This is a genomic window from Bradyrhizobium sp. Ce-3 (assembly GCF_022835695.1).
Classification (GTDB): domain Bacteria; phylum Pseudomonadota; class Alphaproteobacteria; order Rhizobiales; family Xanthobacteraceae; genus Bradyrhizobium.
In genome coordinates this window covers 52,670-73,820 of record NZ_BQUV01000009.1, presented here as the reverse complement: position 1 = coordinate 73,820, position 21,151 = coordinate 52,670, and the positions used below count along the sequence as shown (strand labels likewise).

The following is a 21,151-nucleotide window of genomic DNA, read 5'->3' as shown; positions in this document are numbered from 1 at the left end:
ATATTCCGAAGGCCGCCAGCGACCACCTCCGACACCGCGGCTGAATCGGTGACCCAGCCGAAGATGCAGCCCTGGCGTTGCCCGCGTCACGCCATGAGACGTGCCGAATTCCATCCCCTGCCATGGTCGCCGGGCGCCTCCCAGCCCACCTCGGAGACGATCAGGGTGTCCTCGAGCTTGATGTAACCGCGCGCCGGATGCAGCAGCGCGGTTTCGATCGAGATCACCATCCCGCATGCGAGCGGCCGGTCGGCGTCGTACGGCGCGTAAGGCACCGGGCCGGTCGCGGTGAGGCGCGGCGCTTCGTGACTGACGAGCCCGATGCCGTGTGCGGTGAAGTCGAGCGCGGCGCGATGCGGAGACGCTTTCACGGCGGCCTCGCCCGCCGCAATGACGTCGCCACCCATGACGCCCGGCCGGATCGCACGCCGGGCCACCTGCTGGATGTCCTCGATCTCCTGCAGCAACTCGCGCAGCTCGCTGTCGGGCTCGCCGAGAATGCCCATGCGGCTGAGGTCGCCGATATAGCCCCGGTAATTTCCGCCGGAATCGATCGAGATCACGTCGCCTTCTTCGAGACGCTGGTTCGACGGCGCACGGTTATGGCTGTTGCCCGCGGCAATCAGGCAATATTCGAAGACGAGATCGCGCTCCTGTTCCTCGCGGCGCAAACGGGCGACGACATCGTGCTTGGTCATGCCCGGCGCACAGCCCCTGAACGTGGCCATCATCGCATCGACGACCCGTTCGGACGCCTCCCTGATCAGGTCCAGTTCGGCGGCAGATTTGACGGCACGAAGCCGTTCCAGCGTGAAATGGGCCTCACGGAGCTCGACATCGCCAAGGCCGGCGCGCAGATGATCCCTGGCATCGGCCGGCAGGAAGCCGGCCTCGATGCCGACGCGCTTGGCGGAGCCTCCGAGCTTTCTCACATGATCGATCGCGAGGCCGATCGCATCGAGCGTTCCCCACGCGCCCGCCTTGACGATCGGTGCCGATATCCGTCCGAGCTCATGCTCGAACTTCTCCATCCGATTGCCGACGTAGATGGAATTCTCCGGATGCCCCTTCTGATAGACGAACACCGGCAGATAGCGGCTGGTGCCGATCGCCTCCATGACGTCGAAGAAGAAGAAACGATATCCGCCGAGCAGGTACTGGACGTTGTGACGCGAGGTGGCAATCAGAACGTCAAGCCCCGCCTCGTCCATCAGCCGATCGAGCTTCGCCGTATCGAACGGCGCCGCCGTTGCGATCGAGTCGAGCGCATGATCCATGGTATGCCCCTCCGTCTCAAGTTGCTGTTTTCGCCGCGAGCGGCTTCGGTGCCGTGCTTGCGCCGGCGTTGTCGCCGAACAGCGCCACCGGGCGTCCGTGCGGCTCGACGCCGAGGAATGTAAAGGCGAGCCCGATCAGGAGGCCCGCGCCGGCAAGAAAGCAGAACGCCGGCATCACCGCTGCGGCCGTTGCGCTGGGATGCACGAGATTGTCCGCGCCGGCGATCAATGCGAGACACAGCGGACCTGCGATCTTGCCGACCCCGTTCGAGAGCTGGGCAAGGCCGACCGCGCGGCCCGCAAGCTGGACCGGAAAGATCTCCGCGGGATAGGGCCCGATGTTCGAGAACCCACCGTCGAAGAACAACGCGCCGATGATCAGGAAGACCAGGAACAATGGTACCGAGCCGGCGAAGTCGTTGTGAAACCAGGCGGCGAGCGCCAGCGACACCGCGGCGCCGTAGCCCATCAACTGGCCGCACGGCTTGCGGCCGATCCGATGGGCCAGGAAGGCAAAGCCGGTTCGGCCCAGCACGCCGGCGAGGCTGACATAGATGAACATCTTCGCCGCCTCCGGGGGCGCGACGCCGAGCAGCAGCGCTACGATGGTCGGCCCCCACAGGAAGACACCGTAGTTCGCGGTGCTGGCGCCGAACCAGACCAGCACGGTCAGCCAGAAGCGCCGTTGCTCGGCGAACAGATCAGCGAAGGTCGCCGGGTTCGCCGGCGGCAGCGTCGGCAAGGCGAACTCATCGCCGCCGACCCGGTAGAGTTTCCGGATGCTCGCCTGCGCCTCGCGCACGCGGCCCTTGCTGATCAGCCAGCGCGGCGATTCCGGCATGATGATCATGGTGAGAATTGCGAGGAGGATCGGCAGGAATCCGACCGCCGCCAGGCCGCGCCAGCCGACCAAAGGCAGCAGGAAGCTTGCCGTCACCGACGCCGAGAGTACGCCAAAGGCCACCGGCACGACCACGAGGCTGGTGACCAGCGTGCGATGGCGGGTCGGGGCAAACTCGACGATGGCGGGCACCGCCGCCGCAGCTCCAGCGGCAAGGCCGAAGCCGACGAAGAAGCGCAGGATCGCAAATGCGACCCAGCCGTCTTCCGGAATGAACGCGATCGCGCCCGAGGTCAGGCCGCAGAGCAGAACGCCTGATATCGCCAGCGGCTTGCGTCCGAAACGATCTGCTAGGACGCCCGCGATGAACGCGCCCAGCATCGCCCCGATCCCGGCGCTCATCAGCATGATCGAAGTTTGCCCGAACGTCAGATGCCATTTCGGCGCCAGCACCGAGACCAGAAATCCGACCACAAAGAAATCGAAGAAATCGACCACGCCGGCAACGGCGAAGATGATGATCGATAGCCAATAGCGCGTCGTCACCGGCGCTTCGTCGAACGGCACTGCGTTCGCTTGCTCTGCCATGGTCTCCCCCTGTTGTTGTCAAGCCGCCTTCTTGTTTTGATTCAGAAATGCCGTCACCGTCTGCGCCACCCGCTCGGGAGCCTGGATCGACGCGACATGGCCGACGCCCGCGATGGTCATCGTCTCGGCGCGGGCAAGATCGCGGGCGAGCGCAAATGTCTCCGCATTGGGGATCAGCCGGTCGTCGCCGCCCGCAAGCAGCAAGGTCGGGCGATCAAAGCCGGTCAGATCGGCGGCGACAGGTTGCGCAAGCAAGCCGCCGCGCCGCGCCTTCTGACCGTCGTCGCGGCTCGAGCCGCGGAAGATGTCGATCAGTTCGGGCCGCGCGCGCAGATAGTCCGGCGGAAAGAAGAACTCGGCGATCTTCGGCGCGTTGTCGGCGGTGTCCGCGCGGTAGGACGCGAGTGTGCGGAAGACGTCCGCATTGACGTCGAGCGGGCTCCTGTTGACCTTCCAGGTGCTGCCCAGGATCAGGCGATCAATGCTGCCGGGATGGCGCGCCGCCAGCACTTGCGCGATCTGGCCGCCCAGCGAGGTCCCGAACACATGGGCACGATCGTAGCCAAGCCCCGTGATCAAGGCCGCGGCGTCATCAGCCAGGTCGGCCAGCGAATAGGACGAGGCGGGATTCCTGGTGGCGCCGGTGTCGCGCTGGTCATAGGCGATCACGGTGAAATGCGCCGCCAGCACCGGCGCAAGGCCGTCGAACATCGCATGATCGGCCTCGCCGCCATGCAGCAGCACGATCGGCTCGCCGCGTCCGGTCTTCTCGAAGGCCGTGACGACGCCATTGGATTCGAACGATTGCATCGGAGCCTCCGTCAATGCAGCAGCGTTGAAAGCGCGCCGGCCAATTCCTTCGCCGGATCGGAGGGCAGCCACGGCATCCGCCACGCCACATGTCCGTCGGGGCGCACCAGCACGGCGCCGCGCATGCCGAGCTGGAAGCCGTCGGCGGGGTCGGCTGACGGCAACTGCTTCAGCGACAGCGGCAAAGAGGTTTTCTCCGACACCTGCTTGCCCGCCTCCAGCCACTCGCTGCCGAGCGGCCCGGTGACGACGGTGAACTGCTTGTCGAACCAGTCGAGCGTGGATTTCTTGCGCGAAGGCTCCAGCCACATGTGCGGAAAGCGCGCGCCGGGACGATCGGTCGGCGTGTAGTAACGCGAGTTCAACGCCTTCGCGACGGTGCCATCGGGGATCAATGCGCCCTCCTCGTAATTGTGTCCGAGGTTCTGCCCGATGCTGTGCAAATGATTATCCATGTCGTTGATCCAGAACCTGATCCGGTCCGGATTGCGCGACCGCACGGCGTCGTCGGTCAGCCCGAAGCGCAGCCGGTTGCCGTAGCTGAAATTGGCATTGGATTGCGCGATCGGGCGGCGCTCGCTGGAATAGCTGTCGAGCAGCTTTTCATCCGCAAGGCCCTTCAGCACGAAGGCGAGCTTCCAGGCGAGATTATGCGCGTCCTGCACGCCGGAGTTCAGGCCGAAGCCGCCGGTCGGCGGAAAGCGGTGGGCGCAGTCGCCGACCAGAAACACCCGGCCCTTTCGAAAGGTCTCGGCCACCTGCATGCTGACGCGCCAGATCGAGCGGTTCAAAAGCGTGACGTCGAGATCGGGAATGCCGACATGGCCGCGCGCGATCTCGATGAACTCCTGGTCGGTCCATGGCCGCTCGCGATCGTCCTTGGTCAGGCCGATTTGCGTCACGGTGAGCCAGCGGTCCCGGCCGTTGGTGTTCAGGATGGCGGCGCGCGGCAGATCCGGCCTCTCTGGGACGATGATGAAGCCGGCGGCCTCGCGTGCGATCGGCAGCCGCGACAGATCGGCCCGCCAGTACTCGTTCGACATCACCGCCAGCGTCGAGGGCCCGACCATCTCGATCCCGGCGCTGCGCCGGGTCTGGCTGCCCGCGCCATCGGCGGCAATCAAATAGGTCGCCGTCCACTGCGTCACCTCGCCGGTCTTTTCGCAACGTGTCGTGACGTTGACGCCGCTGTTGGTCTCCTCGAACGATTCACAGGCCGTGTTGAACAGCACCGTGGCGTGTCTGGACTTCTCGACCACCCGCAGGATTTCCTCCTCGACGGCGTCCTGCGCGACCAGGCTCTTCCAGGCGGGCGTGTGCCCGACATTCGGCTCGGGACGGGTGCGGCCGAACTCGTGACCGGCGATGCTGTCGAGGAACACGAACATGTCGGAATTGTCCTGCAGGCCGCGGTCGCGGATCGCCTGCTCGATCCCCCACTGCCGGAAGATCTCCATGGTGCGGACCCAGCAGCCGCGCGACTTGGGATGATCCGTCGTGGTCGGGCTCTTCTCGACCACCACGCAGTCGATGCCGAAGCGATCGAGCAGCAGCGACATCGCCAGCCCAACCGGCCCGCCGCCGGCGATGAATACGGACGTCTGGCGTGCCTCATCGGTAGCGATGCCCATCCTCGTCTCTCCTCCGTTTGATCGTTGGCGAGAGACTGCGCTCTTTTTGGTATCTCACAAGAATATGTTTGATATGGTATCCATCTCGATTTGAGATGGAGCGCCCGTCATGGACCTGCGGCAGATCCGTTATTTCGTGGCCGTCGCCGAGCGTGGCGGCTTTGCCGCCGCCGCGAGCACGCTGAACGTCGCCCAGTCGGCGCTCAGCCGCCACGTCAAGGAACTCGAAGCCGAATTGGGCGGCGCGCTGCTCGAACGCGGCGCACGCGGCGTCTCGGTTACGGAATCCGGCAAGGTGCTGCTCGCGCGCGGCCGCTGGCTGCTTGGCACCATCGACGACATCAAGGCCGAGGTGCGCACGGAAAATCGCGAGCCCAGCGGCACGGTGCGGATCGGCGCGCCGCCGAGCCTCGGCGATATCCTCTACCCGCCGCTGGCTCAGGCCTTCGTGAAGCAGTTTCCACGCGTGCGGCTCGAACTGAGCGAGGGCCTGACCGAGAACGCATCCGAACGCCTGTTGCGGGGTGAGCTCGATCTGGCGATCGTGACGACGCCGCCTCCCAACGATCACCTCGACTATGAACTGCTCATGCTCGAACAGGTATTCCTGATCGGACCGCCGCGCGATCCGCGACTGAAGCGCGGCAGGCTGACCCGCAAGGAGTTCGACGCCCTGCCATCCGCTGTTGGTCCGCTCAGCCGCAACCCGTTCCCGTCGACCATGCTCTGCGCGGTACGGGTCGACAACAGCACGCCGATGAAGCGCATGGTGGCATCGGGCATCGGCTATGCCCTGCTGCCCTTCTCCGGCATTCACCAGGAAGTCGCCGCCGGCGTGCTATCGGCAGCGCTGTTGCCGTGGATGCGCGCCGATCGCGTCCTGGCGCTGCCGCGCGGACGGCCGGTCAGTCGGGCCACGCGTGAAGCGATTGCCGCCTTGAAGAAAATCTGCCGCACTCTGATCGATGACGGAATTATCCTGACTGCGCCGGCGCGCAAGACCTGAACACGCCGCACCAAGCCAACGATCTGATCATTCCGCGCTGATGCCCCGCGCGCGGGGCACCATTCGCTGCATCCCGCCGCCCGCTCCAGGCAACCGGGCAGGCCCTCTCGCGTCCGGCTCACGCTCTTCGGTCGACCAACCGTCTTGACCATAGTTGTCATGACAACTATAGAGTCATTCCAAGATTGGCGATCAAGCCGGCTGTTCCCGCCGTGGACGGGCGAACCGTGAACCGGTCCGCCTGGCACAGCCGGCGGCAAGTCGAAGGGAGGACCTGATGAACGCTGCTTCGCAGAACCACGCGGCACGGCTGCGGGAGATTTCCCGGCTCATTGACGACCGGCCTGCCGAACGCATCTTCGAAGTCGATCGCCGGATCTTCACCGATCCCGCGGTGTTCGACGCCGAGCTTCGGCATATCTTCGAGGCGACGTGGAATTTCATCGGCCTGGAATCCCAGATCGCGCGGCCCAACGACTTCGTCACCACCCACATCGGCCGCCATCCCATTCTGGTGATGCGGAGCGCCGAGGGCAAGGTCGGCGCCTTCCTCAACACCTGCCGGCATCGCGGAACGATCGTCTGCCCGTTCAAGCAGGGCCGGCAGAAATTCCATGTCTGCCGCTATCACGGCTGGGCCTACGATTCAGGCGGCCGCAACATCTCGGTGACGGAGGAAGCCAGCGGGCAATATCCGCCGTCCTTCTCGAACCGGAATCACGACCTGCTCCCGGTCGCGCGGCTCGGCTCGTATCGCGGCTTCCTGTTCGCAAGCCTCTCGGCCGACGTTCCGCCGCTGGACGAGTTTCTCGGCGACACCCGCGCCTTCCTCGATCTCATCATCGATCAGAGCGACAGCGGTGAAGTCGAGTTCGTGCCCGGGGCCAGCACCTACACGTTCGACGCAAACTGGAAGCTGCAGTTCGAGAACGGGCTGGACTATTACCATTTCGCGACCACCCACAGCTCCTACGTCGACATCCTGAAGAAGCGCAACGCCACCGCCGGACCCGACGCCGGATTCACCGCGGAGCCCGAAGGCGAGCAGGAAGGGCAAGGCAGCTTCAGCTTCGACTATGGCCATGCCGTCAACTGGTCGATCAAGCGCACGCAGCTCTATGGCCGGCCGCTCGGCATGGATCCGGCGCGGCTCGACGCCGTGCGGCAGCGGGTCGGCAGCACCCGCGCCAAGTGGATGCTCCGGCAACGCAATCTCACGATTTTCCCGAACCTGCAGGTGATCGACATCCTGTCGGCGCAGGTGCGCACCTGGCGGCCGCTGGCGCCGGACAAGACCGAGATGGTGTCGCATTGCCTCGCCCCGGTCGGCGAAAGCGCCGCGGCGCGCACGCTGCGGATCCGCAACTACGAAGACTTCTTCAACGCCTCCGGGCTCGCCAGCTCCGACGACAACGTGATGTATGAATTCTGCCAGACCGGCTATGAGGCAACCACCGCCGCGCCGACGCAAGGCTATCTGCGCGGCACAGCAGACATCGGCCACGGCGCGAGCGCGCATACAAGCGAGCTCGGCATCACCCCAACCGAATGGTCGTTCGGCCCCACCAGCTTTGGCGGCGAGACCAATTTCCATCCCGGCTATCGTGAGTGGCGCAGGCTGCTGCAGCGCGCCGCAGGGGAGACGGCGTGATGGCCGGCAACGCAATCGAACACACCGACGTTCACGCGATCGCCGCCGCGATCGTCTTTCGCGAGGCTCGCCTGCTCGACACCGGCGAATGGGCCGACTGGGTCGCGATGTACAGCGAGGATGCCGTGTTCTGGGTGCCGGGCTGGCTCGACGAATACACCACCACCAGCGATCCCGGTACGCAGGTCTCGCTGCTCTACCACGACGCCCGCCGCGGGCTGGAGGAGCGGATCGCGCGCATCGAATCGCGCAAATCGATCACCGCGCTGCCGCTGCCGCGCACCGTGCACCAGATCTCGAACCTGGAAGCGTCGGAGACCGGGCCCGGCGAGATCACCTGCCATTCGGTGTTCTCGGTCCATGTCTACGACCAGCGCGTCGCCAGGGAACACCTCCGCCATGGACGCTACGAACACACGCTGCGGCGTGACGGCGAGACCTGGAAGATCGCGCGCAAGGTCATCACGCTGGTCAATGACCGCGTCCCGACCGTGCTCGATTTCTACAGCATCTGAGGGGACACATGGCGGACGAAGGAACCTGGCACGACGCTGCCGCGCTCGGCGCGCTGAACGAGGGCGAGCCATACGGCATCGAGATCGGCAGCCATCACATCGCGCTCTATCGCGTCGGCAATGAATACTACGCCACCAGCAACATCTGCACCCATGCGGAGGCGCTGCTGTCCGACGGCATGCTGGACGGTTGCGAGATCGAATGCCCGCTGCATATGGGCCGCTTCGACATCAGGACCGGCGAGGCGCTGACCAGTCCGGTCGAGATCGACATCCGGACCTATTCCGTCCGCGTGGCGGGCGACCGGCTGGAAGTCTGCCTGCCGGCATAGAGCAACCGCTCAAAAATCAAAAATCGGGGGAAGCAGGGATGACGGAAATCGTGATGGACAAGGCGGCGAGTACGACCGCCGATCCGGAAATCGAACGCGGCACCATCCGCAAGGTCGCGCTGCGCCTGATGTGGTTCGTGATGGCGATGTATTTCCTCGCCATTCTCGACCGCGGCAACATCTCCTTTGCCGCGCTGCAGATGAACAAGGAGCTCGGGCTCAATGCCGAGAAGTTCGGCATCGCGGTCGGCATCATGTACTTCACCTATTCCATTTTCGAGATCCCGAGCAATCTGATCCTCGCCAGATACGGCGCGCGCATTACGCTGACGCGGATCGCGATCCTGTGGGGCATCGCCACGGTGCTGATGGCCTTCACCCAGGGCCCGCTCAGCCTCTATGCATTCCGCGGCTTCCTCGGCTTTGCCGAGTCCGGCCTGTTTCCCGGCGTGATGCTGCTGCTCAGCCTCTGGTTTCCGTTCAGCTACCGCGCCCGCTACAACGCGATGTTCAACTATGCGGTGCCGATCTCCTACATCTTCGCCTCGCTGATCTCCGGCGCCATCCTCGAGCTGAACGGGACGTTCGGCATCTCGGGCTGGAAGTGGCTGTTCATCCTCGAGGGCCTGCCGCCGATCGTGCTCGGCATCGTCGGCATCTTCTATCTGACCGACCGCCCGCAGCAGGCGAGCTGGCTGTCGGCGGCGCAGCGCAACTGGCTGATGGGCGCGCTGGAGCGCGATGCCAAGGCCACCGGCGTGGTGCATGCCGAGGGCGTGCTCAGGACCATCACCAAGCCGATGGTGCTGCTGTTCGGCCTGTGCAATTTCGGCCTGTTCTGCGGGCTGGCTTCGCTGTTCCCCTGGCTGCCGCAGATCATCAAGTCGTTCGGCCTGCCGAACTCACAGGTCGGCTTCGTGACCGCGATCCCGCCGGTCGCCGGGCTGATCGGCATGATCGTGCTGTCGCGGCACTCCGACCGCGTCGGTGAGCGGTTCTACTATGCGGCCATGACCTTCGTGATCGCGGCGGCGGGCTTCGCCATCGCGGCGTTTTCGACATCACCGCTCTGGATCATCATCGGCTTCATGGTTGCCAATGTCGGCGTCTATGGCACGCAGGCGGTATTCTGGACCATCCCGCAATCCTACATGTCGCGGCAGAGCGCGCCGGGCGCGATCGGCCTGGTCAGCACCATCGGCAGCATCGGAGGTGCGACGATCCCGATCGTGATCGGACGCGCCAAGGACGCCTCGGGCAGTTTCACCACCGGATTCCTCGTGGTAACAGGCGTTCTCCTCGTCGCGGCGGCGCTGGTCCTGATCGCGCGCACTCAACTCGTGAAAGAATGAAAAGCCGCACTGCCGCCAACCGCACCAAGGCCCCTGCCCCACGCCGCGCCCCGCAAGGGGACGCGGACTCGGAGCTGGTGATCGACTTCGAACGTTACGTGCCGACCGTGCTCTCGAGCCTGGTCGCGAAACTGCGCGCCAATGCCAATGCGTTCTTCCCGCAGGCCTACGGCGTGTCGCTCGCGGAATGGCGGGTGCTGTCCTTTCTCAGGGAGCATGAGCCCGCGAGCGCCTACGACATCTGGACCAACGCGCAGCTCGACAAGGCCGTCGTCAGCCGCGAGACGACGTCGCTGAAGAAGAAGGGCCTGATCGAACTGACACCGGTCCGGGGCAGCGCGAGAAACCGGACCGAGATCCGGCTGACGGCTTCGGGCGCGGCCCTGCTCGACCGCAGCCTCGACGAAATCCTGCGCCGGCACAGCAACCTCACCGCCGGCCTCGATGCCAGGGCGCTGGATGCCTTCTTCCGTGTCGTCGATCACATCGAGCACCGCATTCCGCACATGGCCGATCAGTCCGGGGATACCGTGCCGGCCCATGCCCCGCTCAAGCGGATTGCCCGGCGCAGACCGCCGGCGCGCAGTTAGTTGTCGGGGGAGGAACCCGGCGTAATTTAGGTTTCAGTAAGCAAGTTGCAGCTAGGATCGATCAGTGCGTTGCGTATGGGAGACTTCCAGTGATCGACTTCGACGAACTTCGTAGTATCGCCGCGGATGTTCGTATCTTTATCGACGCGTCGGAAGACAAGGGTGGCGCGCTGAAGGCCATCGTCGATGCCTACGACGTCGTGCTGGGCATCTTCCCGGCCGATTCCGGGATGGATCTTCACGTGGTCAAGGGCACCGAGGTGCTCAATCACATCGCGCAGACCCAGGCCTCGTCGGGCTTCACCCACACCGCCATCGCATTCCAGACCCGCGAGCAGGCGGTTGCGCTCGAGCATCTGATGGCGGCCTAGCGGCCAACGCTGCGCGATTGCGTTGCCGCCATCGCGCGATCCGGCGGCCGCTCCCGAGACGGCTAGATCGTCGAGAGATAAAGGCTCGGGTCGAAATACTGCGTGGCCGGCGCAGCAGTCGCGATCGTGGCCTCGGTCGCGAAGAAGTCACTGACCTGCTGCAGCCATCTGGCCACGCTGCCGTCGGCGTAGAGCCGCTTCCATTCCCGCGACGAGAACATCTTCTGCGCCGCCAGCGCCTCCTCGATATCGGCGACCGATGCCTGCGGATAATGGTTCTTCTGCAACGCGCCGGCCACGGCCTTGCCGTTGCGAAGCATGTGGTCGTTGGCATCCGCCCAGCCGCGGATCAGCCGGGCGAAGACGTCACGGTTGGCCGCAAAGTACTCCTGCCGGGCGACCCAGCCGCCGACCACGGCCGATTGCGGATAGTAGGCGGATGCGTCCACCAGCTTGACGGCGCCGGGCACCTTGTCGCGCACCACGATATTGAAGGGAACCCAGAGCGCGACGGCCGGCACCTCGCCGGCAATGAACGCGTTCACCGCCGCGGACATGTTGCTGTTCACGATTTCGACATCGGCGGGCGCGAGACCGTTGGCGCGCAATGCGCGATCCAGGAAGATGTGGGCCGTGGTCATCCTGACGGTTGCGATGCGCTTGCCGCGCAGATCCGCGAACGCGCGCACGCCCTTGTCGGGCCGCACCCATAGCTGCGCGGTCGCGATCTCGATGTCGTTGACGAGGAACGCGGTGTAACCGCCGCGCGGCAGCAGGCTCGAGATCACGCCGCCGGCCGAGAGCACGTCGAGCTTGCCGGCAGCCATCGCCTGCACCACCTCGAAGCCGGTGTTGAACTCGACCAGATCGAAATCGATCCCCTGCTGGTCGAACGAGCCGCGGTCGAGCCCGGTGAGGATCTGGCCGTCGACGGCGACGACATGGAGATAGCCGAGCCGCAGCCGAACCCGGTCCCCGGCAATGGCAGGTGAAGCGAGCGCCGCGGCCCCCAGCGCCGCTCCGGCGAGCAAACGCCGTCGGCTGATCCTCGACGACAACGGTGTGGCCCCGCTCTGCATCTCAATGCACCGGCAGATCGAGCAGCGGCTGCTGAACCGCATTGCGCAGCCGTTCGGCATGGTATTGCGCGACACCGTCCCAGGGGTATTCGACCAGGAAGTCGGCAATGCGCAGCAGCGCCGCGGCAGGCCCGGCGGACCTGATCGACCCGTAGACCGATTCCCAGCGCGCGCAGAACGCCTGCTCGCAATCGCCGCGCGCGCCGCAGAGCTCGTAGACCGTGATTGCCTCGGCAAAGCCCTTCGGCCGGATCTGGTCGACGCTGCGGAATGCGTAGGCGTGTTCGGCCCGCGCCCGCACCGCCGCGCTGACCAGGACCTGGGTGCCGTAGTTCTTGTTGAGCCCCTCGAGCCGCGAGGCCAGATTGATGGTGGCGCCGAGCGCGGTGTAGTTCATGCGGTCGGCGGAGCCGACATTGCCGACCACGGCGTCGCCGAGATGCAGGCCGAACCGCGTGGTATAGGCCGGCCAGCCCTCGCTGCGGAACGCCTTGTTCAGCTCGGCATTGCGCTGCAGGCAGTCCAGCACGGCCTCGCAGGCATGAATGACGTGATCGGGATCATCGTCCGGCGCGTTCCACAGCGCCATCACCGCATCACCTATGAATTTGTCGATGGTGCCGTGGTGCTTCATGATCGCCTCCGACATCGCGGCGAAATAGCGCGAGGTGAAGATCATCACCTGTGACGGGTCCGCCTTCTCGGTCTTCGCGGTGAAGTCGGCGACGTCGGTGAACAGCACCGTGACCTCGCGCCTGACACCGCCGAGCCGCAGCGAGGCCCCCGACGCCATCAGCTGACGGACGATCGGCTGCGGAATGAAGCTGGAGAAGTTGCGCACCACGGTGCGCATCGTGAACACCGAACGGCCGAGCTCGTCGATCTCGTCGATCGCCGATTGCATCCGCGGCCGGTCGGCGAGCTGAAAGCGCTGGATCTCGTCGGTCTGCCGCGCCAGCTCGCGTAGCGAGCGCGCGAGCAGCGAGCCGAGCCAGAACGCGAACGGCAGCATCGCGATCACGAAGCCGAGCGCGATCGCGAACAGCGCGCGACGCTCCGAGATGATCTTGGCAAAGAACTCGTCGAGCGGGGCGATCACCGCGAGGCGGATGTTGGCCGGTCCGGCCGTCTCGATGCGGTGAAAGGCTGCGACCAGCGTCCGCCCGTCGCCGTCGGTGAAGAACTGCTGGCCGCCGCCGTCGCCGCGCCAGGACGCGATCGCCGCGGCCAGGCCGGGAAGCTTGAGCGCCTCGATCCGGGGCAGCGCGTCGCGGCGCTCCGCCATCAGATCGCGCATCTCGGGATGGCCGACGATGCGGTCGGCGTCGTTGAACAGGAACGCCAGCCCGGATTTGCCGAGCTTCTGCCGGCTCAGCATCTCCTCGAGCCGGTTGAGCAGGAGATCGGCGGCGACCACGCCGCGGCGGCCCTCCCTGAGCGGAATGCGCAGCGTGTAGCCGGGCTCGCCGGTCGCATAGAACACATAGGGTCCGGTGAGCAGCGTCTTGCGATCCTTGAAGGCCTCGACATACCAGGGCCGCTGCCGCGGGTCGTAGCTGTCGGGTCCTGCGACCTCCGCGACCTGGATCAGGTTTTCCGACAGGAACAGCGTCACCGGCGCTGCTGCGGCCGCCCCGGTGCGGGCGATCACGACGACGCGGTAGACCGCGTCGGCGTCGACATTGAGCGCCGTGCGGAATTGTGGCTTGGCGCGATCGATGACGTCCATCTCCAGGAACGAGCCGTCTTCATAACCGACATAGAGATTGAAGATCTGCGGATTGTTGCGCAGCATCGAGGCCAGCAGGCCGTAGAGCCTGGTGTTGTCGGCGATGTCGGCCTCCTGGATCGCCGGCAGTCCCGCCAGGATATCGAGGCTGTCGCGCACGTTCTTGAACTGCGCGTCGATGCGGTCGGCGCCGAGCTGCCCCACCTTGTCGATGAAGGTGCTCGCGGCCATCTGCGTGATCGACGAGACCCGGCGGAAGCTGAGATAGACCAGCGTCAGCCCGACCACCAGCACGGCGGCGATGAACACCGTGATGATCGAGGTGCGGAAGCCGATACGAACCGGCCTCCGGCTGGTCGCACGCAGGTCACTCATCGGGTCTGTCGCTCGCCTCCTTCAAAGCGTTTTCGCGCGAAGTGGGCACCGGTTCGCGTGAAGAAAACGCGTCAAACAAAGGTAGAGCTTCGGTTCAATCAGAACCGAAGCTCTAATATTTGCGCACGATCGGCTTCGCCGGCGCCGTCTGCGGCGCTGACGTCGAGAGCTGGAACGTCACCCAGGTCGTCCATCCCTCGGCGCGGTTCTCGGCGGCGAAATCCTTGTAGCCGCGGAGGTTCAGATAGCCCTGATAGCCTTCGCCGACCGGAAAGATGAATCCGACCTGCGGGCCGATACCGGCGACGCGTCCCTTGAAATCGCCGAGCTTGGCGCCGGCGCCGCTGTCGCCGGTGAGCTGCTGGAAATAGTAGCCGGCGACGCCGACATGCACGTTCTTCTCGATGAACTTCGAAAGTCCCCAGTCGACGTGGAAGTCGATGCCGTTCTGGTACTGCAGATCCTTGTTCATTCCATTGTAGGTGACGCCGGCCAGCACCGAGAACTCCTGGCCGGATTGCGGATTGAGAAAGGTGTAGGCGCCGCCGACGTCGATCGCGACGAACCCGAAGCTGAGATTGGCAAGCCGCGTGCTGTCATAGGTCCCGCTCGGGATGTTGCCGAAGATGTAGAACATCTCGTTGTTGACGCCCTGATTCCATTTCAGCGTGCCCTGGTAGAAGACGTCGGAGACCGTGGTGCGGTTGTCGGTTGCGACACCCGAGAGCGTGTTGCCGCGCGGGCCGGTCAGCGTCGCGTCGACGCCGACGCCGATATTTCCCGGCGCGGTCAGGAAGGTGATCGCCGCCTGCCCGCCCAGCACGGACTGCGCCCAGGTATAGGTGAAGCCTTCGATCAGCACGTCGGCATGGGCATTGAGACCGGCGACCACCGATCCCGGCACGCGGTTGCCGATGACGAAATTCTTGCCCGCATTGGCGCTTTGGCCGAGGTGGATGTAGATCGTCTCATACGCCCATCCCGGCATCGCCGGCGCCGCCGTCAGGCTGGCGAACGCGCCCGGCAGCCAGAAGCTCAATCCACCGGCATCGGCCAGCGCTGTGCGCGGCATTGCCGCGAGAGCAAGTGCGCCAACAACGCCGAGTAAAGCGCCCTTGTGACGGTCGACCATTGTCATCTGAACCTCCCCACCTCGTTCAAGACACCGTAACGGATTCGCATCCGTTTCAATTCGTCGCCTGCGCCTCCGGGAACTTCCACTTGCCGTTCAGAATCTCCGGACGCGGCCGGTAGAGCCGGACCGTGTAATTCCAACCCTTCATGATCGGCAGGCAATTCGGAATCTTGCCGTCGCAGCCGCCGAACTGGATCGCGATCGAGCCATCGGCGGATTTCTTCGCCGTGATGTTGTTCAGCGTGTACGCATCGTAGGGATTCTTCTCGAAGTATCCCTTCGCGTCGTACACACTGATCGACCAGAAGGCGTCGACCGGCACCTCCTTGACGGTGAGCTTGTAGACCGTGCTGCCGTCGTTCTTCGTCGGCGTGATGCTGAGATAGGAGGCGTCCTTATCAGGATTGCCGCCCCAACCGGCAGCAGTCCCGATCAGATGTCTCACCGGGTCGACCTGCCCTTTGGGCCCGAACGCGTGGGCAAAGCCACCGGTATAATCATTCAGCGCCAGAAGCGCGTCGCGGATGCTCTTCTGGCTGGCCTGGTCCCAGCTCGGCAGCTCCAGCTTGCCCGGTGCTTTCTGTTCGACCTTGATGGCGTCCTGCAGCGCATGCACCTGCGCGAGGTCCTTCGGGTCGTTCGGGTCGACCAGCGTGCGAATCCCGGCCGCCACGTAGCGCGTGCCGACATTCTCGCGCGTCAATGTGCGTTTTCCCGCACCGTAATACACCGCGGGCACATAGTGATCCTCGTTGATCACCTGCAGCGACATGAAACGTTTTCCGGAGCCCGGCATCGTGATCGTCACCGGACCCGCATCGAGGTCGAACACCCCGGATGTATAGAGCGTGTCGCGATTGAGCCGGATGACGGACTGCTTGTCGATGCTGGCCGGCTCGCGGCGGTGGCTGAGTTTGCCAAGGCCCGCGTCCTTGGCGAGGTTATTCATATAGAGATCGGATTCAGCGCGGGCGAAATTATCGACCGTGACCGGAACCGGCGCGTCGGCGGCCTGCGCAGCTCCCACCGTGGCCTCCGCCACCCGCTGCAGCAGCGGCCGGTTCCACTTGCCATTGAAGGCGTCGGCCTTCGGCCAGTACAGCCGAAGTGCCATCACGAACGGGCCATTCGGCGCCGGCAGCCAGTTCTGCTCCTTGTCCGCTCCGGGCGACTCGCGCTGGACGTAGAGCGTTAGTCCGCCGTCGGCATTCTTCTTCAGGTTCGGCAGCATCGGCGAGTTGATCAGATAGCGATGCAGCGGGTTGGCGACGAGATAGCGCTGTGGCAGGTCGTACATCGTCAGCGACCAGAATGCATTGACCGGCGGCAGCTGGCCGGGCGCAAACGTCAGGGTATAGCGGCCGGCCGTCCCGTCGAGGCGTTGTCCCGCGGCGTCGATGGCGTAGCCGGGATAGAACGCCTCTTCCTTCGAATTGCCGTAGATACCGTCGACCGCGCCCGTCATGCGCTTGAGGGTGTCGTTGTTCAGAAACGCGCGGGTCCCGAACAGTTCGGCGCTGGTCATCTCGCCGGTCGTCATCTTCTTCTCGGCCGCCTCATACTGCTTCCACGCATCAGTGATGCCGTCCTGCACCGTTTGGCGGATGTCAGGTGCCAGCTGTTCGGCATTGAAGGGCTTGCCGGCAACGATTCCGAGCTTCGCGAATCGCGCCCGCAGCGCGGCCTCCGAAGGATTCACGGGGCAGAACTGCAGGACAAAATTGAGGACGTTGAAGAATTCGGGCGAGCTCTTCTGCTGCTGCGGTGTCAGCGGCTTGACGAAGTCGATCGCCGCCGCGGCTGCGGGAGCAGGTTTGCCGAGAAATTGCGAGAGCGGCTGCACCTTGTAACCGGCCTGGACTTTCTTCACGTTATCGATGTCGTCAGGACCGAACAACTGCGTCCGGTACAACACGAACGCGAAATCCGTCTCGGACCGCAGCACGCCGCTGATGCCCTTGGGCGCCTCACCCTTCCAGCCGGGTCCGGCCAGCAGATAATTTCCCGGACCGTTGCCGGTGGCGCGGCTGCCGACATAGGCGAAATTGAACGTGTACTGGTCGAGGAACTGCAGCGAGTAGTACCGGCCCTTCTCCACGGCCGGCACGGTGAAGACCAGCGGCTCGGAGCGCAAATCCGCGCCGACATAGGAGTACGGCGTGTCCGAGTTCGGTGTCTGGATCGCCTTGTCGTCGGGCGTATAAACGCGCGCGTTGTTGTACAGCGTATTCCAGGGCGCCTTGTATTCCGGACCGGAACGGTCGACGAAATAGGAATGCTGAACACGATAATTGTCGACCAGTGGATAGCCGTAGACATAGGCGTCCCGCGCGATTGTCCGGGCCTCCTCCGGCGTCGTCTGCGCCGAGGTCGGGGCGAGGGTCGAGGCCATCGCGAACGCGGCAAGAGCGATTGGCTTCATGATGGCTACGGCTACTCGCATTGGATCACCTCGGAATTGATTGACGTCGCTACGATGGTCTCGGCTTGATGGCATCGCCAATTGCAAAGGCGCGACGGTCACGGGCGCCAGCCGGCACCGGCGCCGGCCGACGACTTCATTGCCGGCTATTTCGGAATCTTGGAATCGACCGCGCGATGCATGTCCTCCATCAGCCCCTCGACCGAGAAGCTCGCGGGCTTCTGGCTCGGCGGATAGTCCTTGTAAGTGTCCAGATACTTCGCGATCTCCGCCACCGCGCCATATTGGATGTAGGCGTGATCCATCAACCAATCCCAATAGGTATTCGAGGTGATGTCGGCACGCTCGAACGGGTCAGCATGCAGGTCGTAGAACTTGGCAATGCGAAGCTTGGTGAACGGCTCGCCCCAAACCAGGAGCGTACCTGGCGCGCGCTGCTCCTCGAATACCAGCTTCCAGTTGGCAAACCGCATCGCGACCAGATCGGCGTCGTCGTTGAAATAGATGAAGTAGGGCCGCTCCGACTTGTCCTGTTGTCCCGTCAGATAAGGCAGCTGATTGTAGCCATCGAGATGGACCTTGAACGTCTGGCCGGCGGCCTGGTAGCCGGCGAGCAGCTTGTCCTTCACATTGGGCTCGCCGGCAGCGGCAAGCAGCGTCGGGCACCAATCGAGGCCGCTGACGAGTTCGTGCGAGAGCCCCGGCTTGATCCGACCGGGCCAGCGGATCATGCAGGGGACGCGGAACGCGCCTTCCCAGTTGGTGTTCTTCTCGCTGCGGAACCAGGTCATGGCACCGTCCGGCCATGAATTCATGTGCGGGCCGTTGTCGGTGGTGTAGATCACGATGGTGTCGTCGGCGATGCCGAGGTCATCGAGCTTCTTGAGCAGCAGGCCGACATGATTGTCGTGCTCGATCATGCCGTCGGCATATTCGGTTCGCGCCGATATGCCGGGCTGGTCGCGATGATCGGCGCGCACATGGGTGCGAAAATGCATCCGCGTCGAGTTGAACCAGCAGAAGAACGGCTTGTTGCCCTTGGACTGGCGGTCGATGAAATCGATCGCGGCGGCCGAGGTCTCGTCGTCGATGGTCTCCATCCGCTTCCTGGTGAGCGGACCGGTATCCTCGATCGTCTGCTTGCCGACGCGCCCGAAGCGTGGATCCTCGGTCGGGTCATCGCGATCGCTGGCCTTGCACCTCATGACGCCGCGGGGACCGAAGCTTGCCCGGAAGGCGGGATCTTTCGGGTAGTTGAAATTCTCCGGCTCTTCCTCGGCATTGAGGTGGTAGAGATTGCCGAAGAATTCATCGAAGCCGTGCACGGTCGGCAGGAATTCGTTGCGATCGCCGAGATGGTTCTTGCCGAATTGGCCGGTGGCATAGCCGAGCGGCTTGAGCATTTCCGCGATGGTGGCATCGCGCGCCTGCAATCCCACCTTGACACCGGGGATGCCGACCTTGGACAGGCCGGTGCGCAGCGTCGCCTGGCCGGTGATGAAGCTCGATCGCCCCGCGGTGCAGCTTTGCTCGGCGTAGTAGTCCATGAACATCATGCCCTCGCGCGACAGGCGATCGATGTTCGGCGTCTGGTAGCCCATCAGGCCGTGCGAATAGGCGCTGATGTTCGCCAGACCGATATCATCGCCGAAGATCACGAGGATGTTCGGCTTGCGTCCCGAGGCCGCCACCGGAGCCGAACTCGCGGCCGGCGCAGCCTTCTGCGCTTGCGCCAACGCGTTGGACGTCAGCGTCGCTGCGGCCACCAGGGTCGACGTCCCCAGCAGCAAATTGCGACGATCGATCGCCTGGCTCTTGCCGTTCTGCTTGTTGTCGTCGGCGTCGTTGCTCATGACCAACTCCCTACATTGCAAAGGCTTTCATTTCGGCGGGTGAGAAACGGCAGCGGATGACCGCACCACGCAGCGGAAGCCGACATGGCTGGTCGAGGTATCGACCGGCTCGGCATGACGGGCGGCGGGGCGGTAGCGGCGGCAGTAGTTCGGTGCACAGAGATGCGAGCCGCCCTTCAGCACCTTGCGCGGGATCCTGATCGCGGGCTGGCCGGAATCGTAGCTCGCGTCCTCGCGGCCGCCGCGCGGATTCTGCGGGATGCAGCACGGCTTCGCGGCGTCGGCCTCGTGGCGGGCCGACCACCAGTCGGCGGTCCACTCCCAGACATTGCCGATCATGTCGTGGACGCCATAGCCGTTCGGCGGGAACGCGGTCACCGGCGAGGTCCGGTCGAAACCGTCCTCGCAGAGATTCTGCATCGGGAAATTGCCCTGCCAAAGGTTGGCCATGTGCTTGCCGCCGGGCGTCAGGGCATTGCCCCAGGCATATTCCTCGGCCTCGAGCCCGCCGCGCGCCGCGAACTCCCATTCCGCTTCGGTCGCAAGCTCCTTGCCGGCCCATCTGGCGTAGGCCAGCGCATCGGCATAGGCGACGTGGACGACCGGATGGCTGCCGAGCACGTTGATGCTACTGCGCGGGCCTTGGGGATGACGCCAGTTCGCGCCGCGCATGAAGCTCCACCATTGGCTCCAGTCGCGCAGGGTGTGGATCCGGCGCGGCGGAGAAAACACCAGCGAGCCGGCGTAGAGCATATGCGGCAGCGCGCCCGGGTATTGCGCGGGATCGGGCGGCTTCTCGGCGACCGTGATGTGGCCGGTCTCGCGCACGAATTCGCGGAATTGAGCGTTGGTGACCGGCGTGCGGTCGATCCAGAAGCCGTCGACCGACGCCCGATGCGCCGGCGCCTCCTCGGGGTAATGATGGTCCGAGCCCATGCGGAACGTGCCGCCGGGAATCCAGACCATGTCGTCGGTCTCGACGCGGTCGTCCGGCTCGGGTTCAGCGGCGGTGGTCTCGGCGCGAAACATGGCGATGCACCCGTTCACGCATTATCGGGGGCAGTAATCCCAGAAGCCCTGTGATCGCGACCGGTCGGTGTAGTCCCGGCACATGCCCGCTGCCGGCCTCGCTTGCGCGACAATCGCGGCGGCGCCGACGGCCGCCACGCGGAAAATCCCGGCGAAGATCGTAGCCCTGGGGTCTTGATGACCGAACGTGGTGCTCGATTGCATTGTCGCGCCCTTCCATTTTCTGTGCTGCACTTTTCGGCAGCGTTGATTCGTCAGCCCTGCTTCCCTTTCTCCTCTCGCCGTTCGCGCGCACAACTGCGGGCGCAGCCGCTCTCGCGGCGCGTGATCCGTTTGACCGGACACTGTCACAGACCGATTTCGCTTTGAGATCAAACGATAGCCCAACGCGCCAGGCGTGGCATGTGCACTTTGTGCCAATCGCAACCCCAAGGCGTGCACGCTTAATGAAAGATGTCCCAATTCGATCAATCCGGTGCCGTCGGCGTTCTTGCCTTCTCGGAAAAACAAGCGAAAATCCGCCCGTTTGAAATTGCGCAACGCGATATCGCCATGCGAATCAAAT

Annotated in this window: 18 protein-coding genes and 1 pseudogene; 7 read left to right on the top strand and 12 right to left on the bottom strand. The window is 64.6% G+C overall.

All coding sequences use genetic code 11. From position 1 onward, the window contains the following. Positions 1 to 86: 86 nt before the first annotated feature. The 4 genes from BRSPCE3_RS27950 to BRSPCE3_RS27935 are packed head-to-tail and all read right to left on the bottom strand — an operon-like array spanning position 87 to position 5,147. Positions 87 to 1,277: a Xaa-Pro peptidase family protein gene (locus BRSPCE3_RS27950; RefSeq protein ID WP_244069562.1), complete on the bottom strand. Its 1,191-nt coding sequence runs from the start codon at positions 1,275 to 1,277 to the stop codon at positions 87 to 89. Positions 1,278 to 1,293: 16 nt separating this feature from the next. Beyond that, positions 1,294 to 2,706: an MFS transporter gene (locus BRSPCE3_RS27945; RefSeq protein WP_244069561.1), complete on the bottom strand. Its 1,413-nt coding sequence runs from the start codon at positions 2,704 to 2,706 to the stop codon at positions 1,294 to 1,296. A gap of 18 nt (positions 2,707 to 2,724) precedes the next feature. Beyond that, entirely contained in the window at positions 2,725 to 3,516 is a 792-nt protein-coding gene (locus BRSPCE3_RS27940) for an alpha/beta fold hydrolase (RefSeq protein WP_244069560.1), read from the bottom strand. Between the two features lie 11 nt (positions 3,517 to 3,527). After that, positions 3,528 to 5,147 (bottom strand): FAD-dependent monooxygenase, encoded by a 1,620-nt coding sequence (locus tag BRSPCE3_RS27935; protein ID WP_244069559.1) that lies wholly within the window; start codon positions 5,145 to 5,147, stop codon positions 3,528 to 3,530. Positions 5,148 to 5,256: 109 nt separating this feature from the next. Between BRSPCE3_RS27935 and BRSPCE3_RS27930 the strand changes: the two genes are divergently transcribed. From BRSPCE3_RS27930 to BRSPCE3_RS27900, 7 genes are all read left to right on the top strand, one after another. Then, the gene (locus BRSPCE3_RS27930; RefSeq protein WP_244069558.1) at positions 5,257 to 6,153 is read left to right on the top strand and encodes a LysR family transcriptional regulator; all 897 of its coding nucleotides are present in this window, start codon (positions 5,257 to 5,259) and stop codon (positions 6,151 to 6,153) included. 277 nt (positions 6,154 to 6,430) lie between these two features. Then, the gene (locus BRSPCE3_RS27925; RefSeq protein ID WP_244069557.1) at positions 6,431 to 7,804 is read left to right on the top strand and encodes an SRPBCC family protein; all 1,374 of its coding nucleotides are present in this window, start codon (positions 6,431 to 6,433) and stop codon (positions 7,802 to 7,804) included. Then, entirely contained in the window at positions 7,804 to 8,319 is a 516-nt protein-coding gene (locus tag BRSPCE3_RS27920; RefSeq protein WP_244069556.1) for an aromatic-ring-hydroxylating dioxygenase subunit beta, read from the top strand. The genes BRSPCE3_RS27925 and BRSPCE3_RS27920 overlap by 1 nt, the downstream gene beginning before the upstream one ends. 8 nt (positions 8,320 to 8,327) lie before the next feature. After that, entirely contained in the window at positions 8,328 to 8,651 is a 324-nt protein-coding gene (locus BRSPCE3_RS27915) for a non-heme iron oxygenase ferredoxin subunit (RefSeq protein ID WP_244069555.1), read from the top strand. Between the two features lie 38 nt (positions 8,652 to 8,689). Beyond that, positions 8,690 to 10,003, top strand: coding sequence for an MFS transporter (locus BRSPCE3_RS27910; protein ID WP_244069554.1), 1,314 nt, complete (start codon positions 8,690 to 8,692; stop codon positions 10,001 to 10,003). After that, complete coding sequence (locus BRSPCE3_RS27905; protein WP_244069552.1) at positions 10,000 to 10,593, top strand: MarR family winged helix-turn-helix transcriptional regulator; 594 nt, start codon at positions 10,000 to 10,002, stop codon at positions 10,591 to 10,593. The genes BRSPCE3_RS27910 and BRSPCE3_RS27905 overlap by 4 nt, the downstream gene beginning before the upstream one ends. 89 nt (positions 10,594 to 10,682) lie before the next feature. Continuing rightward, a complete protein-coding gene (locus BRSPCE3_RS27900) occupies positions 10,683 to 10,964 on the top strand; it encodes a hypothetical protein (RefSeq protein ID WP_244069551.1) in 282 nt (93 codons plus the stop codon). 62 nt (positions 10,965 to 11,026) lie between these two features. On the opposite strand, the gene BRSPCE3_RS27895 is transcribed toward BRSPCE3_RS27900, so the two are convergent. The 8 genes and pseudogenes from BRSPCE3_RS27895 to BRSPCE3_RS27860 form a co-directional block, all read right to left on the bottom strand. Continuing rightward, a complete protein-coding gene (locus BRSPCE3_RS27895; protein WP_244069842.1) occupies positions 11,027 to 12,010 on the bottom strand; it encodes an ABC transporter substrate-binding protein in 984 nt (327 codons plus the stop codon). 34 nt (positions 12,011 to 12,044) lie between these two features. Further along, positions 12,045 to 14,147, bottom strand: a complete 2,103-nt coding sequence (locus BRSPCE3_RS27890; RefSeq protein ID WP_244069550.1) for an adenylate/guanylate cyclase domain-containing protein — start codon at positions 14,145 to 14,147, stop codon at positions 12,045 to 12,047. Positions 14,148 to 14,259: 112 nt separating this feature from the next. Continuing rightward, positions 14,260 to 15,285, bottom strand: coding sequence for a transporter (locus tag BRSPCE3_RS27885; RefSeq protein ID WP_309296338.1), 1,026 nt, complete (start codon positions 15,283 to 15,285; stop codon positions 14,260 to 14,262). Positions 15,286 to 15,334: 49 nt separating this feature from the next. After that, positions 15,335 to 16,336: a DUF1254 domain-containing protein gene (locus tag BRSPCE3_RS27880; RefSeq protein WP_375709976.1), complete on the bottom strand. Its 1,002-nt coding sequence runs from the start codon at positions 16,334 to 16,336 to the stop codon at positions 15,335 to 15,337. After that, positions 16,337 to 17,704 (bottom strand): annotated as a pseudogene (locus BRSPCE3_RS27875) (DUF1254 domain-containing protein); the annotation flags it as partial. A 146-nt stretch (positions 17,705 to 17,850) separates the two neighbouring features. After that, the gene (locus BRSPCE3_RS27870; protein WP_244069549.1) at positions 17,851 to 19,557 is read right to left on the bottom strand and encodes an arylsulfatase; all 1,707 of its coding nucleotides are present in this window, start codon (positions 19,555 to 19,557) and stop codon (positions 17,851 to 17,853) included. 27 nt (positions 19,558 to 19,584) lie between these two features. Continuing rightward, complete coding sequence (locus BRSPCE3_RS27865; protein ID WP_244069548.1) at positions 19,585 to 20,586, bottom strand: formylglycine-generating enzyme family protein; 1,002 nt, start codon at positions 20,584 to 20,586, stop codon at positions 19,585 to 19,587. Positions 20,587 to 20,607: 21 nt separating this feature from the next. Continuing rightward, complete coding sequence (locus tag BRSPCE3_RS27860; protein ID WP_244069547.1) at positions 20,608 to 21,126, bottom strand: hypothetical protein; 519 nt, start codon at positions 21,124 to 21,126, stop codon at positions 20,608 to 20,610. Positions 21,127 to 21,151: the final 25 nt, after the last annotated feature.

Excerpts from the sequence above, each read along its gene's own strand:
- BRSPCE3_RS27950 (WP_244069562.1), bottom strand. The coding sequence starts at position 1,277 with ATGGATCATGCGCTCGACTCGATCGCAACGGCGGCGCCGTTCGATACG.
- BRSPCE3_RS27945 (WP_244069561.1), bottom strand. The coding sequence starts at position 2,706 with ATGGCAGAGCAAGCGAACGCAGTGCCGTTCGACGAAGCGCCGGTGACG.
- BRSPCE3_RS27940 (WP_244069560.1), bottom strand. The coding sequence starts at position 3,516 with ATGCAATCGTTCGAATCCAATGGCGTCGTCACGGCCTTCGAGAAGACC.
- BRSPCE3_RS27935 (WP_244069559.1), bottom strand. The coding sequence starts at position 5,147 with ATGGGCATCGCTACCGATGAGGCACGCCAGACGTCCGTATTCATCGCC.
- BRSPCE3_RS27930 (WP_244069558.1), top strand. The coding sequence starts at position 5,257 with ATGGACCTGCGGCAGATCCGTTATTTCGTGGCCGTCGCCGAGCGTGGC.
- BRSPCE3_RS27925 (WP_244069557.1), top strand. The coding sequence starts at position 6,431 with ATGAACGCTGCTTCGCAGAACCACGCGGCACGGCTGCGGGAGATTTCC.
- BRSPCE3_RS27920 (WP_244069556.1), top strand. The coding sequence starts at position 7,804 with ATGGCCGGCAACGCAATCGAACACACCGACGTTCACGCGATCGCCGCC.
- BRSPCE3_RS27915 (WP_244069555.1), top strand. The coding sequence starts at position 8,328 with ATGGCGGACGAAGGAACCTGGCACGACGCTGCCGCGCTCGGCGCGCTG.
- BRSPCE3_RS27910 (WP_244069554.1), top strand. The coding sequence starts at position 8,690 with ATGACGGAAATCGTGATGGACAAGGCGGCGAGTACGACCGCCGATCCG.
- BRSPCE3_RS27905 (WP_244069552.1), top strand. The coding sequence starts at position 10,000 with ATGAAAAGCCGCACTGCCGCCAACCGCACCAAGGCCCCTGCCCCACGC.
- BRSPCE3_RS27890 (WP_244069550.1), bottom strand. The coding sequence starts at position 14,147 with ATGAGTGACCTGCGTGCGACCAGCCGGAGGCCGGTTCGTATCGGCTTC.
- BRSPCE3_RS27885 (WP_309296338.1), bottom strand. The coding sequence starts at position 15,285 with ATGACAATGGTCGACCGTCACAAGGGCGCTTTACTCGGCGTTGTTGGC.
- BRSPCE3_RS27870 (WP_244069549.1), bottom strand. The coding sequence starts at position 19,557 with ATGAGCAACGACGCCGACGACAACAAGCAGAACGGCAAGAGCCAGGCG.
- BRSPCE3_RS27865 (WP_244069548.1), bottom strand. The coding sequence starts at position 20,586 with ATGTTTCGCGCCGAGACCACCGCCGCTGAACCCGAGCCGGACGACCGC.